At 68.9% G+C, this 14,997-nt stretch carries 15 protein-coding genes and 1 rRNA gene; 5 read left to right on the plus strand and 11 right to left on the minus strand.

All coding sequences use genetic code 11. The annotated features are described in order from the left end of the window. The first annotated feature begins 228 nt into the window (after positions 1-228). Positions 229-341: ribosomal RNA gene (gene rrf, locus BM393_RS00010) — 5S ribosomal RNA — on the plus strand. A gap of 85 nt (positions 342-426) precedes the next feature. Here the strand turns inward: rrf and BM393_RS00015 are convergent. Next, positions 427-1,398, minus strand: a complete 972-nt coding sequence (locus BM393_RS00015; protein WP_091719707.1) for an MBL fold metallo-hydrolase — start codon at positions 1,396-1,398, stop codon at positions 427-429. Then, positions 1,398-3,128: a long-chain-fatty-acid--CoA ligase gene (locus tag BM393_RS00020; protein ID WP_091719710.1), complete on the minus strand. Its 1,731-nt coding sequence runs from the start codon at positions 3,126-3,128 to the stop codon at positions 1,398-1,400. Before BM393_RS00020 ends, BM393_RS00015 begins: the two co-directional genes overlap by 1 nt. Positions 3,129-3,495: 367 nt before the next feature. On the opposite strand from BM393_RS00020, the gene BM393_RS00025 reads away from it, so the two are divergent. Then, the gene (locus tag BM393_RS00025) at positions 3,496-4,302 is read left to right on the plus strand and encodes a triacylglycerol lipase (RefSeq protein WP_254783353.1); all 807 of its coding nucleotides are present in this window, start codon (positions 3,496-3,498) and stop codon (positions 4,300-4,302) included. A gap of 57 nt (positions 4,303-4,359) precedes the next feature. Here the strand turns inward: BM393_RS00025 and hppD are convergent, their stop codons facing one another. Then, positions 4,360-5,484 carry a 4-hydroxyphenylpyruvate dioxygenase gene (gene hppD / locus BM393_RS00030; protein WP_091719716.1) on the minus strand — a complete coding sequence of 375 codons (1,125 nt, stop codon included), beginning with the start codon at positions 5,482-5,484 and terminating at the stop codon, positions 4,360-4,362. Positions 5,485-5,621: 137 nt separating this feature from the next. Here hppD and BM393_RS00035 point away from each other — a divergent pair, with 137 nt between their 5' ends. After that, the gene (locus BM393_RS00035; RefSeq protein WP_091724875.1) at positions 5,622-6,104 is read left to right on the plus strand and encodes an Lrp/AsnC family transcriptional regulator; all 483 of its coding nucleotides are present in this window, start codon (positions 5,622-5,624) and stop codon (positions 6,102-6,104) included. A 15-nt stretch (positions 6,105-6,119) separates the two neighbouring features. On the opposite strand, the gene BM393_RS00040 is transcribed toward BM393_RS00035, so the two are convergent. The 6 genes from BM393_RS00040 to fusA form a co-directional block, all read right to left on the minus strand. Then, positions 6,120-6,731, minus strand: coding sequence for a methyltransferase domain-containing protein (locus tag BM393_RS00040; RefSeq protein WP_091719721.1), 612 nt, complete (start codon positions 6,729-6,731; stop codon positions 6,120-6,122). Between the two features lie 112 nt (positions 6,732-6,843). After that, positions 6,844-7,656 (minus strand): HDOD domain-containing protein, encoded by an 813-nt coding sequence (locus BM393_RS00045; protein ID WP_254783146.1) that lies wholly within the window; start codon positions 7,654-7,656, stop codon positions 6,844-6,846. A gap of 210 nt (positions 7,657-7,866) precedes the next feature. After that, positions 7,867-8,118 (minus strand): hypothetical protein, encoded by a 252-nt coding sequence (locus BM393_RS00050; protein ID WP_091719730.1) that lies wholly within the window; start codon positions 8,116-8,118, stop codon positions 7,867-7,869. 66 nt (positions 8,119-8,184) lie between these two features. After that, complete coding sequence (locus BM393_RS24975) at positions 8,185-8,370, minus strand: hypothetical protein (protein ID WP_141225176.1); 186 nt, start codon at positions 8,368-8,370, stop codon at positions 8,185-8,187. A 341-nt stretch (positions 8,371-8,711) separates the two neighbouring features. Continuing rightward, a complete protein-coding gene (locus tag BM393_RS00055) occupies positions 8,712-9,311 on the minus strand; it encodes a hypothetical protein (RefSeq protein WP_091719733.1) in 600 nt (199 codons plus the stop codon). Between the two features lie 103 nt (positions 9,312-9,414). Beyond that, on the minus strand, positions 9,415-11,544 hold the full coding sequence (fusA, locus tag BM393_RS00060) for an elongation factor G (RefSeq protein WP_091719736.1): 2,130 nt from the start codon (positions 11,542-11,544) through the stop codon (positions 9,415-9,417). Positions 11,545-11,846: 302 nt separating this feature from the next. Here fusA and BM393_RS00065 point away from each other — a divergent pair, with 302 nt between their 5' ends. Continuing rightward, on the plus strand, positions 11,847-13,016 hold the full coding sequence (locus BM393_RS00065) for a PQQ-dependent sugar dehydrogenase (protein ID WP_091719739.1): 1,170 nt from the start codon (positions 11,847-11,849) through the stop codon (positions 13,014-13,016). 18 nt (positions 13,017-13,034) lie between these two features. On the opposite strand, the gene BM393_RS00070 is transcribed toward BM393_RS00065, so the two are convergent. Continuing rightward, positions 13,035-13,544 carry a GNAT family N-acetyltransferase gene (locus tag BM393_RS00070; RefSeq protein ID WP_091719742.1) on the minus strand — a complete coding sequence of 170 codons (510 nt, stop codon included), beginning with the start codon at positions 13,542-13,544 and terminating at the stop codon, positions 13,035-13,037. Beyond that, positions 13,535-14,032, minus strand: a complete 498-nt coding sequence (locus tag BM393_RS00075) for a GNAT family N-acetyltransferase (protein ID WP_254783148.1) — start codon at positions 14,030-14,032, stop codon at positions 13,535-13,537. Before BM393_RS00075 ends, BM393_RS00070 begins: the two co-directional genes overlap by 10 nt. Positions 14,033-14,135: 103 nt before the next feature. Here BM393_RS00075 and BM393_RS00080 point away from each other — a divergent pair, with 103 nt between their 5' ends. Further along, positions 14,136-14,957: a TetR/AcrR family transcriptional regulator gene (locus BM393_RS00080; protein ID WP_091719747.1), complete on the plus strand. Its 822-nt coding sequence runs from the start codon at positions 14,136-14,138 to the stop codon at positions 14,955-14,957. Positions 14,958-14,997: the final 40 nt, after the last annotated feature.

The following is a 14,997-nucleotide window of genomic DNA, read 5'->3' on the forward strand; positions in this document are numbered from 1 at the left end:
AAGCGCAGTAATGCGTTAAGCTAACCAGTACTAATTGCCCGTGCGGCTTGACCCTATAACTTTGACAGTCCCATCGACTTCAAAGACAGGTGTCACGCAGATCGAAACAACATCGATCAAAACCGTTCTTCAAGGCTGAAGACGCAATCAAATCAAAAGCTGATCTCGACTCTACCGAATTGGGCTTGCTGCCGCGTCTTCCCGACGAGCAGCAGCCAACCAGTCAAGCCTGATGACCATAGCGAGTCGGTCCCACCCCTTCCCATCCCGAACAGGACCGTGAAACGACTCAGCGCCGATGATAGTGCGGATTCCCGTGTGAAAGTAGGTCATCGTCAGGCTAATATCCGGCAAACCCCTCGATTGGAAACAGTCGAGGGGTTTTTTGCTTTTGGACGTAGCAAAGTTTCTGGCTGCTTTCGGCGCTCATGCCTTAGAGATTTGAAGCATCACTGAGCCGTTTGTGCTCGAAGCTCCGAGGATCTTTGCCGCGATCAACTGGTCCACCAGTTCATTGGACCAATGGAGCAGGTCCCGGTCGGGAAAGAATCGTCGCCAAGTACTCACAAAGATGGGCGTTGATACCAGCCAGGCGAGCAACGCGTCGCGGGTACTGTGAACCACCTCAAGCATATGAAACGCAGTGAGGGCCTTCACCGCGTGCACCGCGTGGCGATGAGGTTCCCGTCGAAAGTAGTCCAAGCGCTCGCGTGCAATTCCGATGGCCTTGGCGATGTCCGTAAATGGCGCCCCGTGACCGGGAATGATGATTTCGGGTTTCAACCGTTCGATGATGTCGAGTGTGGCAGCCACTTCCTCGAAAGCGTCTTCGCCATCGAGTTCCGGAAAGACAATTCCGAAGCCCCGTTCCCACAGCGCATCTGCGGACAGCAGCGTCCCGCTGGATGGTTCATACAGGATCACCGAATGCGGGTCGTGCCCCGGCGCGGCATGGACATGCCAATCCCTTCCTCCCTGACGAAGCACTTGGCCGGGCGTGAGCTTTCCCGCTGGCGTGAACCGATCGCAGCGCTGGCCGGTCGAGCGGTAACTCAGCGCCTCCTCGTCCCAGGTCGAGATCGCCGCGTATTCGCCCGGGGGAATGAGGATGGGACACCCATGCCGCTGCGCGATCAACGCATTCCCTCCGCAATGGTCGGAATGGAGATGCGTATTGACGATCAGGCGCAGCGACTCAGCCGGCAGCAAGCTGGCATCGAGTAAAGCGAGGGTCTGCTCTGCATGGCTGGCGTAGCCGGTGTCGACAAGGACTGCGCCCTCCTCCGGGGATGCGCCATGGAGCACGACGTTGTTGGACGAGAGCCAACCCCGCTCCAGGACGGAGACACCCGACGGCAACACGCAAGCGCCGCAGCCGTCACCGCGCGAGGCGCCCATCACTGCCGCAGTTCGCGTCGCAAGATCTTGCCGACGTTGGTCTTGGGCAGCTCATCGCGGAATTCGATGTACTTCGGCCGCTTGTAGCCCGTCAACTGCTTGTGGCAATAGGCGGCGAGGTCCTCCTCGGCGAGCGCCGGATCCTTCTTGATGACGAACAGCTTCACCGCCTCGCCGGAGTGCTGATCCGGAACGCCGATCGCCGCGCACTCGAGCACGCCGGGATGCAGGTTCACGACCTGTTCGATCTCGGTGGGATACACGTTGAAGCCGCTGACCAGGATCATGTCCTTCTTGCGATCCACGATGCGGGTGAATCCCTCCGCATCCATCACACCAATGTCCCCGGTCTTGAAGAATCCATCCGGTCCAATCGCCTGCGCGGTTTCTTCGGGACGATTCCAATAGCCAGCCATGACCTGCGGACCTCGGATGCAGATCTCGCCGCGCTCGCCGATCGGTAGATCCTTGCCGTTGTCGTCGCGGATTGCGATCTCGGTGTTGGGCACGGGCAAGCCGATCGATCCATTGAACTGGGCCAGGTCGAGGCGATTCACCGTCGCCACCGGAGAGGTCTCGGAAAGCCCATAGCCCTCGACGACAGGGCAGCCGGTAATGCGCGCCCATTTCTCCGCAGTGGCCTGCTGCACCGCCATGCCGCCGCCATTCGAGATCACCAGCTCGCTGAAATCGAGTTTGGCGAATGCGGGATCGTTGGCCAGCGCATTGAACAAGGTATTGACCGCGGGGAACATGTTCACGCGGTAATTGCGCAGCGTCGCGATGAGCCCCGGAATGTCGCGGGGATTCGGAATCAGCAGATTCATGATCCCCATCCGCGCGCCCAGCATGTAGCAGGCCGTGAGCGCGAAGATGTGATACAGCGGTAGCGCGCAGACGATGGTCAGGGGCTTGTCGCCGAGCTTGTTCAGCATCGGCGCGAACCAGGCTTCGCTCTGCAGGATGTTGGCGACGATGTTCCGGTGCAGCAGGGTCGCGCCCTTTGACAGGCCCGTCGTGCCGCCGGTGTATTGGAGGAAGGCGGGGTCGTCCGGGCCGACCTGCACCGGCTTCAGCGACATGGCCGCGCCCTGCGCCAGCGCCTGATTGAAGCGGGAGACGCTGCGCCCGCCGGTCAGCGGAAGGCGGAACTCCGGCACCATCTTTTTCACGTGCCGGACCGCGAAGTTGATCAGCGGGCCACGCCACCAGCCCAGCATGTCGCCCAGGCCGGTCAACACCACATGCTTCACCTGCGTGCGGTCGATCACCTCCGAGAGCGTCTTGGCAAAGTTCTCGAGCACGATGATCGCTTCGGCGCCGGAGTCCTTGAGCTGGTGTTCCAGCTCGCGCGGCGTGTACAGCGGGTTCACGTTCACCACGACGAAGCCGGCCCGCAGGATGGCGGCGATGGTCACCATGTACTGCAGGACGTTGGGCATCATGATCGCCACGCGCGCACCGCGGACCAGGCCGCGCTGCTGCAGCCAGGCGCCCAGCGCCGCGGACAGCTCGTCGACCTGCGCGAAGCTCAGGCGCTGGTCCATGCAGGCGGCCGCGTCGCGGCGCGCATGCTTGCGGAATGCCTCCTCGAGCAGGGCCACCAACGAGGGATAGACGTCGACCTGGATCTCCGCGGGGACGCCCGGTGGGTAGTTCTTCAGCCAGGGCTTCGCGGCCGGTGGGGCGGTCGCCAGCGTCGCGGCGGTCGGTGCGGTGGTTGCAGTCATGTCTCCTCGTCGCGTTCTTGATGTGTCGGAGGGGCGCGCCCCTGAGGAACTGTCCATGCTGGCTGCTGGCGCGAAGGCGTCGTAGCGGGGATGCCCTAGGCCACCTCGTCACGTGAGGGACAACCGGTCGCCATTCCTTGGCCAGGCATGTCCATGCGCAGAGTTTTCCGAAGCGACGCCCTGGTCCAGCCCGCGCCTACACTCGTCGTTTTGATCGGGAGCCCGGATGAACGGCAGGCTGCAGCGCCTCACCTCGTTGTTTCGTTGGATCGTTGGACCGCTGTTGAGCCTGTGGGCCGGCAGTCACTGGGGGCCTTGGGTAGGGCTGGCGCTGCTCGCGCTTTTCGTGGCGGGGCCGCCCTTGGCGATGCTCCCCCACTTCCTGGTGTTGCGCTTCGTCCCGCCCGCGCCGGGGCTGCCGACCGCGCCGCTGGGCGACCTGCTACAGGCCTGGTGGCGCGAGGTTGTCGTGGTCACGAGGGTGTTCAATTGGCAGCAGCCCTGGGCCGAACATCGCGAGCCGGACTTCCTGCCGCCGCCAGCGCAGGCGCGCGGCCGCCGCGGCGTCGTGTTCCTGCACGGCTACAGCTGCAATCGCGGCCTGTGGAACGGATGGATGAAGGCCCTGCGGGCGCGCGGGACGCCGTTCATCGCGCTCACCCAGGAGCCGGCCTTCGGTTCGATCGACCGCTACGCGCCGCAGGTCGACGCCGCCATGCGCGCGCTCCATGACCGGACCGGCCTGGCGCCGCTCATCGTTGCCCACAGCATGGGGGGATTGAGCGCGCGCGCCTGGTGGCACAGCCAGGGCCACCCCTTCGACCGTATCCATCGCATCCTGACGCTGGGCACGCCGCATCACGGCACGCTGCTGGCGAAGCTGGGCACCACCGAGAACGCCCGCCAGATGCGCGGCGATTCGGAATGGCTGAACGAGCTCGCGCGCCAGGAGCCGCCGCAGGTCGCGAGCCATTTCGATTGCCTCTACGGCCATTGCGACCAGATCGTCTTCCCGGCGGAGACGGCGGTGCTGCCCGGGGCTCGCGTGTTGCACCTGCCGGCGCGTGGCCACCTGCAGCTCGTGTTCGAGCCGCAGGCCTTCGAGCGGGCGCTGGCCCTGCTCGATGAGCCGGCCCAAATGAACACCGCCCAGCGGGTGAGCCGGGCGGGTTGAATCAGGATCGCGTCAGTGGGAAGTCAGCGCGGCGAGGCCGGCCGACATCCCGGACCATCAAGCGTCCGCCTTGAGCACGCCACGGCGGATCTGGTCGAGTTCGATGCTTTCGAACAGGGCCTTGAAGTTGCCCTCGCCGAAGCCTTCGTTGCCCTTGCGCTGGATGATCTCGAAGAAGATCGGGCCGATCACTTCCTTGGTGAAGATCTGCAGCAGCAGCTCGTGCGGCGCGCCCTGGTGCGCGGCGCCGTCGATCAGGATGCGCAGGCGGCGCAGTTCGTCCAGGTCCTCGTTGTGCTCGGGCAGGCGCTTGGTCACCAGGTCGTAGTAGGTGTCGATCGTGTCCTGGAAGACCACGCCGGTGCCCTTCATGCCTTCGACGGTGCGATAGATGTCGTCGGTTCCCAGCGCCACGTGCTGGATGCCCTCGCCGTGGTACAGGTCCAGGTATTCGGCGATCTGGCTCTTGTCGTCGCTGCTCTCGTTGATCGGGATGCGGATCTTCCCGCAGGGGCTGGTCATCGCCTTGGACTTCAGGCCGGTGAGCTTGCCCTCGATGTCGAAGTAGCGGACCTCGCGGAAGTTGAACAGGCGCTCGTAGAACTCGGCCCATTCCTTCATCCGTCCGCGGAACACGTTGTGGGTCAGGTGATCGATGTAGGTCAGGCCATGACCCTTGGGCGTGGACTGCACCGGCTTGCCCTCGGCATCGAGCAGCGGCACGAAATCGACGTCGTAGATGCTGATGTTGCCAATCTCGCCGGGCGCCGCGCCGTTCTTGCCTTGCCAGCGGTCGACGAAGTAGATCAGCGAGTCGCCGATGCCCTTGATCGCCGGGATGTTCAGCTCCATCGGGCCGGCCTTGTTGTCGAAGCCCCAGGCGCCGAGCTCCAGCGCGCGGCGGTAGGCGAAGGCCGCATCCTTGACGCGGAACGCGATCGCGCAGATCGACGGTCCATGCAGGCGCGCGAAGCGCTGGGCGAAGGCGTCCTTCTCGGCGTTGATGATGAAGTTGACGTCGCCCTGGCGGTACAGCGTCACATCCTTGTGGCGATGGCGGGCGACGGCGACGAAGCCCATCGAGGTGAACAGCGCGCCCAGCGCCGCGGGATCGGGCGCGGCGAACTCGATGAACTCGAAGCCGTCGGTGCCCATCGGGTTGTCCCAGGGGGTGAATGCCATGCTTGTCTCCGCTACCCCGTCAAGGGGATCTGGTCAGGAATGCGATGGCGTCACTGTAGGGGGAGGGGGGCGCAGGATTTTTGCGATCCAAGGCGCCCGAAAGAGGGATGGCGCAGGAATCCTGCAAGAATCACGGGATGGACAAGCAGATCGAGCTCGATGCGATCGACCGACGCATCCTCCACGCCCTCCAAGCCGACGGCCGCATGACCTACGACGCGCTGGCGGCGCAGGTGAACCTGTCCTCGTCGGCGGTGCTGCGGCGGGTGAGGCGGCTCGAGGAAGGCGGCGTGATCACCGCCTACGTGGCGCTGGTGAGCCCGGAGCGGGTGGGCCTCGGCCTGACGGCCTACATCAACGTGCGCCTGGAGAAGCACACCGAAAGCCACAAGCGCACGCCGATGGACCTGTTCCGCGCGGCGGTCCAGACCTGGCCCGAAGTGGTGGAATGCGCCGCCCTGACGGGGGAGATGGACTACCTGCTGCGGGTGCTGGTCGAGGACATGAGCCATTACGCCCGCTTCATCAGCGACACGCTGCTGCGCCACCCGAGCGTGCAGGACTGCAAGACCAGCTTCGTGCTGGACCGGCTGAAGGACACGACGGCGCTGCCGGTCTGAAGGTAGCAGCGGCGCTCAGCGCCGTTCCAGCACCACCGCGAGCTCGAACCAGCCCCGCTCGTGCGGGCGCTGCGTGTAGGGCGGCGCCGGCCATTTCCACAAGGCCTGCGGGAACAGCGCCCGCATCGCATTGATGTCGCAGTGGTAGGGCGGGCCGATGACCTGGCCGTGCTCGGACTCGTCGCGGCGCGCCTGCATGAACAGGGCGAGCAGTCGGCCGCCGGGTTTGAGCCAGCGCTGCAGCTGCTCGGCATAACCGGTCCACTGGTCGGGATGCAGCGCGCAGAGGCAGGTCTGCTCGTAGATCAGGTCCACCGGATGATCGGGCCGCCAGGCCAGCACATCGGCCTGCTCGACACGCCCCGGCACACCGGCCTCCTTGAGCGCGGCCCGGGCGATTTCCACCGCCGCCGGCGTGTAGTCCAGCCCGATCACGTCCAATCCCGCGCGGGCCAGCACCGACAGCTCGTGGCCGCGACCACAGCCCGGCACGACGATGCGGGCGCCGGTGGGCAACAGCCCGTCCGCCAACCACGCGGCCAGCTGGGGATGCGGCGCGCCGCGGTCCCAGCCGGTCTGCCCGGTCTCGAAGCGTTGTTGCCAGAACTCGCGGTCGGGGCCGGCCATGGTGTCTCCTCGCGTCGGTCGCATGCTGTCGGAGCGCGCAGCGTAACGCCGATGCGGCGCCGATGCAGCGCCCATGCGATGGCGTCGCGGCGATCCGCCGCCGCACCGCGGTTCAGAGCACCCCGTCGACCTCGTGGACCAGCTTGAGCGTGTGGGCGGGCGAGAGGTTCATCAGCGCGCCGATCTCGATCAGGTCGTCGGGCACGGCGGGGTTCTCCCAGCTCTGGGCGGTATGCCGCGCCAGCCGCACTGCCAGCGTCACGCTGCGGACCTGCGGATCGTTGGCCTTCTTGTCGTCGACGATGTGGGCGAGCAGCTCCGGCAGGTGCCAGCTGCGCATCAGCGCCTGTTCCAGGTCGCCGAGCTCGATGTTGAGCACCGCGCGCTGCGCCGCGACGCTGCGCAGCGCCGGATCGGCCTGCTGGCGGCGCTGGATCTCGAGCGCGAGGTCGGGGGCCTCGCACCACAGCAGCATCTCGGAGAAATCGTGCAGCAGCGCGGCGCTGTGGATGACCGCGGCATCGGGATCCGCGCGGTGCGCCGCGAAGCCCAGCGCGAAGCGCGCGGCGCGCTCGGCGCGGTGCAGCACCCGCTGCACGCCGGCCAGCGCGTCCGGGCGCGAGGCCAGCCGCTGCTCGACCGTCGGCTGCGCGCCGAAGGCCTTGAAGAAGGGAGTGATGCCCATCAGCACCAGCGCGGCGGTGACCGTCTCGGTGTCGGTCAGCAGCCGGCTGGAGCGCTGCGACGCGGCATGCGCCAGCAGCTTGAGCGTCATCAGCGGATCCTTGCTCAGGATCTCGCCGAGCAGGTGCGCGTCGACCGCGTCCTCATTGGCACGCCAGATCTCCAGTTGCTCGGCCGTGCTGGCCAGCACCGGGATCTCCATGCCGCGCAGGTGCGCCGTCCACGCCGCCAGGTCCGGCAAGGGCCGGGTCAGCGGCTGGAACGGCGGGGGAACCGGCGGATTCCCCGCTCCGCTCCCGGACGGGGCAGAGGCAGCGGGCGGAACGCTCTGGGTCATGAAGCGAGGTCGCCGCGCGGGCGGCGATACACGGTGATCGTTCATCGTATATCGGCTCGGCGCCCGCGAGCTTGATCCCCACCGCGGCCACGGCGACCGCGAGCCAGACCGGCATCACAGCCGTTGCACACCCGCGAGGGTGCCCTGCAGTTGGCCGTCGACGTAGAGCCGGCCGGCGCCGTCGGCGTCGCCGTGGAACTCCAGCCCGGTGGCCGGTTCATCGCGGCGGGGCGCCGGAGCGACCTGCCACGCCCAGCTGATCAGGCGCCCGCCGGCGCCCAGCAGCAGGATCGCCAGCCAGCCCCGCAGGGTCTGCTGGCGGGCCAGGCCATGCATGCGGCCCGGCATCAAGGTGATCTCTTGCATGTCTTGTCTCCCTGGGCGGCCTGCGCCGGACCGGGAAGACGTCCCGATCCGTCGGAGGCGGCCCGTTCAAGGGCTGAAGTCGTCGTGCCGCTGAAGCGCGCGCTTCAGGGCTTGCTGTTCCTGCTGGCGTCGACCGCCGGCGGTGGGGCCGTGACGGCCCGCTGAACGGCCGTGGCTCAGGGCCACGAAGGGATTGCGCGGCTTGCGCGGTGTCATTGCGAGACGCGGACGGGGAGTGATGAACTGGGCCATGGCAGCCTCCTGTGATGACGGACGGGACGGAAGGGAAAGGGGAGCGCCTCGGTCCCGGGACGGGCGCCAATTGCGCGGCCGTTGCGGCGGGGGCTCCAAAGTTGCGCAGATGATAAACATCTGATTATCAAGCGCAAGCGGTTTTTATCTGGCGTTGTCCCTCGGCGACGGGACGACGCCGCGCCGGGAGCCAGCGCCTCGGCGGCGGGGCGGCAGCGGTTACGCGCGCAGGCGCACACCTCCGGCACGCCGAGGGCCGAGGACCAGGCGGGACGGAAGGCGGAACGGAAGGGGCGAGGGACGTCGAAAGGATTGCCGGCGCGACGCCGCCGGGCGCGCGCTCAGCGCTTCTTCGGCTTCAGCGGCGCGATGCTCTGCTGCAGCTTGCGCCAGTCGTCGACGTCGGAGGTCGCCGGCGCGGCTGCCCGCGGTGCGGGCGCGGGCAGCGCATTTGGAGCGGGTGGGGTCAGCACCTCGCCCAGCAGGTCGAGCAGCCGGGTGCGGGCTCGCTGCGGATGGCGGCGGTAGTAGGTCAGCACCAGGCCGACGATGAAGCGCTCGTCATCGTCCTGCGGCAGGCTGGGGGAGTTGTCCGCCGCGGCCGGCCGGTGCGCGCTTGATAAAGCCCCGTTGCTCTGGGAGATACCGCTCGGGCCCGCGGCGGCGGTGTCCAGCGCCCCGTGTTCCTGGTCCATCCAGCCGTTGGGCTTGTGGCTGAGCTGCTCGAACTGGCGGGCCAGCCGCTCGCCGATCTGGCGCGAACGGCTCTTGATCTGGCTCCAGTAGCTGGGCTGGATCTGCAGGCGCTCGGCAAAGCGGCGCTCCAGGCCGCGCAGGGCGGCGGCATCGGGATGCTTGATCGTCGCGGCGACGAACTCGTCGAACAAGCGCATCGCGTTGTCCAGGCGGATCTGCGCGACATCGCGGGGGGCGGAACACATCCCGCAATGATAAAGCTTCGTTCACAAACGCCTGGCCCGCCCCCTCCGGCCGGCCCCCGCGTCGCAGGGGGTGGCGCTCCGACGATCCCCGGCGGACGGGGGACTACTCCTCGTCCTTCAGGTGGTAGCCGGCCGCCAACTGGGCCTGCGTGTTGGGGGGCACCGGCTCGTAATGGGACAGCACCATCGTGTAGCGCCCCTGCCCGCTGGTCATCGCATTGAGGCGGTTCTGGTAGGCGCTGAGCTCCGCCAGCGGCGCCAGTCCCTCGACGCCGATCTGCCCCGGCACGCTGGCGCGGGTGCCCAGCACCTGGCCCCGCCGGGACGCCAGGTCACCGGTGATGTCGCCAGTGGCGTGTTCCGGGGCGCTGATCTCGACCTGCACGATCGGCTCCAGCACCACCGGGCGCGCCTCGCGCACCGCGGCGATCAGCGCCTTCTTGCCGGCGGTGATGAAGGCGATTTCCTTGGAGTCCACCGAATGGTGTTTCCCGTCGAAGACCGTCACGCGCAGGTCCACCACCGGGTAGCCGGCCACCACCCCCTGGGCGAGGGCCTGGCGCACCCCCTTCTCGACGGCCGGCATGAACTGGCCGGGGATGGTGCCGCCCTTGACCTCGTCGCGGAACTCAAAGCCGGCGCCGCGCGCCAGCGGCTCGATGCGCAGCCAGACTTCGCCGAACTGGCCCGCGCCGCCGGTCTGCTTCTTGTGCCGGTAATGCCCCTCCGCCTTGGCCGAGATCGTTTCCCGGTAGGCGATCCGCGGCGGCTGGGTCTGGACGTCGAACTTGTAGATCTCCTTGAGCCGCTCCAGCAGCACGCGCAGATGGAGTTCCCCCAGCCCGTAGACCAGCGTCTCGCCGCCCTGCGCGCCCAGGCCGTCCTGGTCGCCGCCGCGTTCCAGGCGCAGGCAGGGGTCCTCCTCGACCAGGCGCGTCAGCACCTCCCACAGCCGCTGCTCGTCCCCATGGCGGCTGGGCCGGATCGCGATGCCATGCACCGGCGTCGGCAGCGCCACCGGCGCCAGGTGCAGGTGCTCGTCCTCCGGCGCGTCGTGCAGCACCGCGTCGTAATGCAGCTCCTCGAGCTTGGCCAGCGCGCACAGGTCGCCGGGCAGCGCCTGCTCGATCTCCACATGCTCCTTGCCCTGGAGCATGAACAGATGCGCCACCCGCACCGCCTTGCGCGCATGCCCGACGTAGAGCTGGGCGTTCCTGCGCAGCGTGCCCTGATGGACGCGCAGCATCGCCAGCTTGCCGAGGTAGGGGTCGGACTGGATCTTGAAGACGTGCGCCACCACGTGCCGGGCCGGATCCATGGTGATGACCAGCGGCTCGGCCTCCTCCCCCTCGCGGCGCAGGAACTGCGGCGGATTGGCCTCGTAGGGGTTGGGCAGCAGCTTCTCGATGACGTCGAGCAACTCCGCCACGCCGGCGCCCGTGCGAGCGGAGACGAAGCACACGGGGATCAGGTGGCCCTCGCGGAAGGCCTGCTCCAGCGGCGCGTGGAGCTCTGTCGCCGGCACGTCGCCGTCATTGAGGTAGCGGTCGACGAAGTCCGGATCGACCTCCACCACCTGCTCCACCAGCGCCCGGTGGGCGGCCTCGACGGAGCCGAAGTCGCTGTCGCCGCTGCAGCCGAAGAAGCAGTCCTGGACGCGCGTGCCGCCCGCGGCCGGCAGGTTCAGCGGCAGGCATTCGCGCCCGAAGGCCTCCTGCAACTGGCCCAGCAGCGCCTGCGCGTCGACGCCGGGCGCGTCGATCCTGTTGACGACGATGAGCCGCGTGAGCCCGCGGCCGGCGGCGGCCTCCATCATCCGCTTGACCATCAGCTCCAGGCCGTTCTGGGCGTTGACGACGATCGCCACCGACTCGACCGCCTCCAGCGCGGGCAGCGCCTGGCCGATGAAGTCGGGCGCGCCCGGGGTGTCGAGCAGGTGGACGCGCAGGCCGTTGTGCAGCAGGTGCATCTGGGCCGCCTGCAGCGAGTGCTGCATCCGTTTCTCCAGCGGGTCGTGGTCGCTGACGGTGCTGCCTTTCTCGATGCTGCCGGCGCTCTTGATCGCGCCGGCCTTCAGCAGCAGGGCCTCGGCCAGCGAGGTCTTGCCGGCGCCGGCCGGGCCGGCCAGCGCCAGGGTGCGGATCGCCGCGATGCCGGGATGCTGGGGCACCGCGGCGCTGCCTGGGCTGCCGGCGGGGGCGCCTTCCAAGTCAGGGGTGGGACTGGGGCACATGGCTCGCTCCTCTCGGGAAGAGTTGGACGTGGGTCTGGAGCCGGATTGCGGCCAGCGTAGAGGAAGCGCCGGGCCCGCACAAGGCCAGGGCCATCCGGGCCTCGGGGCGCAGGACGCGGCGGGAGCACGCCGATTGCCCCGCGCGCAGGTCGACATCGACATCGACATCGACATCGACGACGGCGGGGCCGATGCGCGCGCCCGGTCGCACCGACGCGCGGGACGCCTAGACTCCCGGACTTCACGGCATCGTGACGCGGCCGCCGGGGCCGCGGCCTTTCACCCGGATCAGGAGAGCGGACATGAGCGTGGCGGAATGGATGTCGACCTTGGCCGTCGCCGCGGCGGCGGTGGCCTGCGGCGGTGGCGGCAGCGGCGGTGAAGACACCGCCGTGCCGTCGCAGCCCGGCGGCGGTGCCGCGGCGCCGACGCTGCAGACGCTCAACAGCGGGCTGGACCGCCCCTGGGGCCTGGCGCAACTGCCGGACGGCCGGCTGCTGGTGACGCAGAAGGGCGGCGCGATCGTGCGGCTGTCCGCGGCCGGCCGGACGGAGGCCACGCTCTCCGGCGTGCCCCCGGTGCTGGACAGCGGCCAGGGCGGCCTGCTGGGCATCGCGATCGATCCGGACTTCGGGACCGCCGGCAGCAACTGGGTCTACTTCGCCTACGCGGAGGCCGGCAGCGGCAGCGAAGCCGGCAAGGCCGGCACGACCGTGGCGCGGGGCCGGCTCGAGGGCGACGCGTTGACCGGCGTGCAGGTGATCTTCCGGCAGTCGCCGAAGGTCGACGGCAGCGGGCATTACGGCTCGCGCCTGGTCTTCGCGCGCGACAAGACGCTCTACATCACCACCGGCGAGCGCATGAAGGGCAGCCCGTCGCAGGACCTGCAGCAGACGCTGGGCAAGGTGATCCGCGTGAACCGCGATGGCGGCATCCCGTCGGACAACCCGAGCTTCGCCGGCGGCGCGCGGCCCGGCATCTGGAGCTACGGCCATCGCAACATCCAGGGCGCGGTGCTGCATCCGCAGACCGGCGAGCTGTGGATCACCGAGCACGGCCCGCAGGGCGGCGACGAGCTCAACATCGCGCGCGCCGGCAAGAACTACGGCTGGCCGGTCAAGAGCTACGGCTGCCCGTACGGCTCGCCGGTGGGCGATGCCTGCCGCATCGGCGGCGGCACGCACGCCCCCACCTACGTCGAACCGCTGACGACCTGGACGCCGATCTCGGTCGCGCCGGCCGGCCTGGTGTTCTACACCGGCAGCATGTTCCCGGAATGGCGCGGGCAGCTGATCTCGGGATCGCTGGCGGGTACGGCGCTGTGGCGCATCGCGATCAACGGCGAGACCGTGACGGCCAAGGAAAAGATGTTCGGCGACCTGGGCGAGCGCTTCCGCGACCTGATCCAGGCGAGCGACGGCGCGCTGCTCATCGTCACCGACGGCGGCAAGCTGATGCGGCTGTCGCGCTGACCGCTGACGCGCATCGCGTCAGGGCAGGCGCTTCCAGTAGAGCGCGGTGCCGCGCAGCTCGCCCTGCGGGCTGGTGGCGAAGTCCGGGATCTCGCCGGCACGCTGGAAGCCCTGCGCGCGATAGAAGGTCTCGGCCGGCGAGTCGACCTCGGTGTCGAGCACCAGCAGCCGCAGACCCTCGTCCCGCGCGACGCGCTCCAGCGCGGCCATCAACTGCGCCGCCACGCCCCGCCGGCGTGCGTCGCGATGCACCATCAGCTTCTGCACCTCGGCGCGATGGCGCCCGTTGGGCTTGCCGCAGATCGACAGCTGCACCGTGCCGAGCGCCCGGTCGCCATCGCGGCAGACCCACAGGCGGTGCCGCGGGCCGAGCTGGTCGAAGACGCCCTCCCAGTACTCGCGCATCTGCGCCTCGTCGATGTCCTCGAGGAAACCGAGCGAGCCGCCGCCGTCGATGACGTCGAAGAACAGCTCGCCGAGCGCGGGCATCCAGTCGCGGTCGGTGCCGCGGAGGTAGATCAGTTCCATGGGGATTCCTGGTGGAGCGGGGAGGAGGCGGTCGCCGCGGCGACGCGCAGGGGCTTGCCCAGGCACACCGCGTCGGGGCGATCGACGTAGGCGCCATAGCGGGGGATCTCGGAATAGCCATGGCGCCGGTAGAAGCGCAGCGCGCGTTCGTTGACGCGGCGCGTCTCCAGCCACAGCGCGCGGTAGCCCATGGCGATCGCCTCGCGCTCCAGCGCCGCCAGCAGCGCGGCGCCGACGCCGCGCGTGCCGTCGCGCGCGAACATCCGCTTGAGTTCCGCCACCGGCGCTTCGCCGGCCTGCGCGAGCGGCCGGACCGCGCCGCAGCCAAGCAGCGCGCCGCCGTCGCCGCGAGCCACCAGGAACACCGAGCGCCCCTTGGGCATCGAGGCGGCCTCGAAGCGGCTCGCGCCGGAATCACCGCTGAGCGATGCCAACCGTTGGTTGAGCTGGTGCATCAGCAGTGCCGCGTCGGGGTGGTCGACCGACACGGCCTCCAGGGTAATGGCGATGCAAGGTGCGGCGGGTTGGCCAATCGCAGGTGTTTGTGGCATTGTTCAGGCTTCGTTTGAACCAATGATCAAATCCTAACCAATGGTCAGTAAATCGACAAGCGGCGGTCGAGCGCCCCTGCCGGATCCGCGCCCGAGCGGTCCGAAGGGCCTGCACCCCACCGCGGGCGTCGTGCAGGCCGGCCCGGCGGGCGCGGCCGACGCGCGTCCGGCCGCCAAGCCGCAACCGCGCATGCGGCAGAAGGTGGCCAAGCCGGAAGGGCCGCTCAAGCGACAGGCGCAGCGCAAGGCGATGAGCGATGCAGGCGCCGAGGGCGCGAACGCGCTGGCGCCGTCAGACGAGGCGGGGCTGCCGCCGACAGCGTCGCAGCAGCGTCGCGCGGCGCACAAGCAGGCGCTGGAAGCCGGCATCCTGGCCGCCGCGCGGGAGCTGTTCGCCGAGCGCGGCGCCGAGGCGCTGACGCTGCGCGAGGTGGGCGCGGCGGTCGGGTACTCGCACGCGACGCTCTACAGCTTCTTCCACGACAAGGGCGAGCTGCTCGCGCGGCTCGCGCAGGACAGCCTGCAGGCGGTGCTGACGCGGTTGCAGGGCGCGGTCGACGGCGCGGCGCCCGGCGGCGAGGCGGCCGCGGTGGCGCGGGCCTTCGTCTCCTGGGGCCTGCAGCATCCGCACGACTACCGGCTGCTGATGCTCGACACGCCGGTCGCGTTGCGCGAGGCGCTGATCACGGGCCTGGACGCGTTGATCGCGCCGGCCGCCTTGCCCGCCGCGCGCGCCGCCGCGCTGTGGTCGGGCCTGCACGGGCTGGTGATGCTGGAGCAGGACGGGCTGGCGCTCGGCGGCGCGGTCTCGCGGGCGAAGCGGGTGGAGGCGCTGCTGGCCGGGCTGGTCGGCGCCGGGTGAGGCGCGCCGACCGTCGTCCAGGCGCGGGCTCGGACCGGGC

This window comes from Mitsuaria sp. PDC51 (assembly GCF_900113225.1).
Taxonomy (GTDB): Bacteria; Pseudomonadota; Gammaproteobacteria; order Burkholderiales; family Burkholderiaceae_C; genus Roseateles.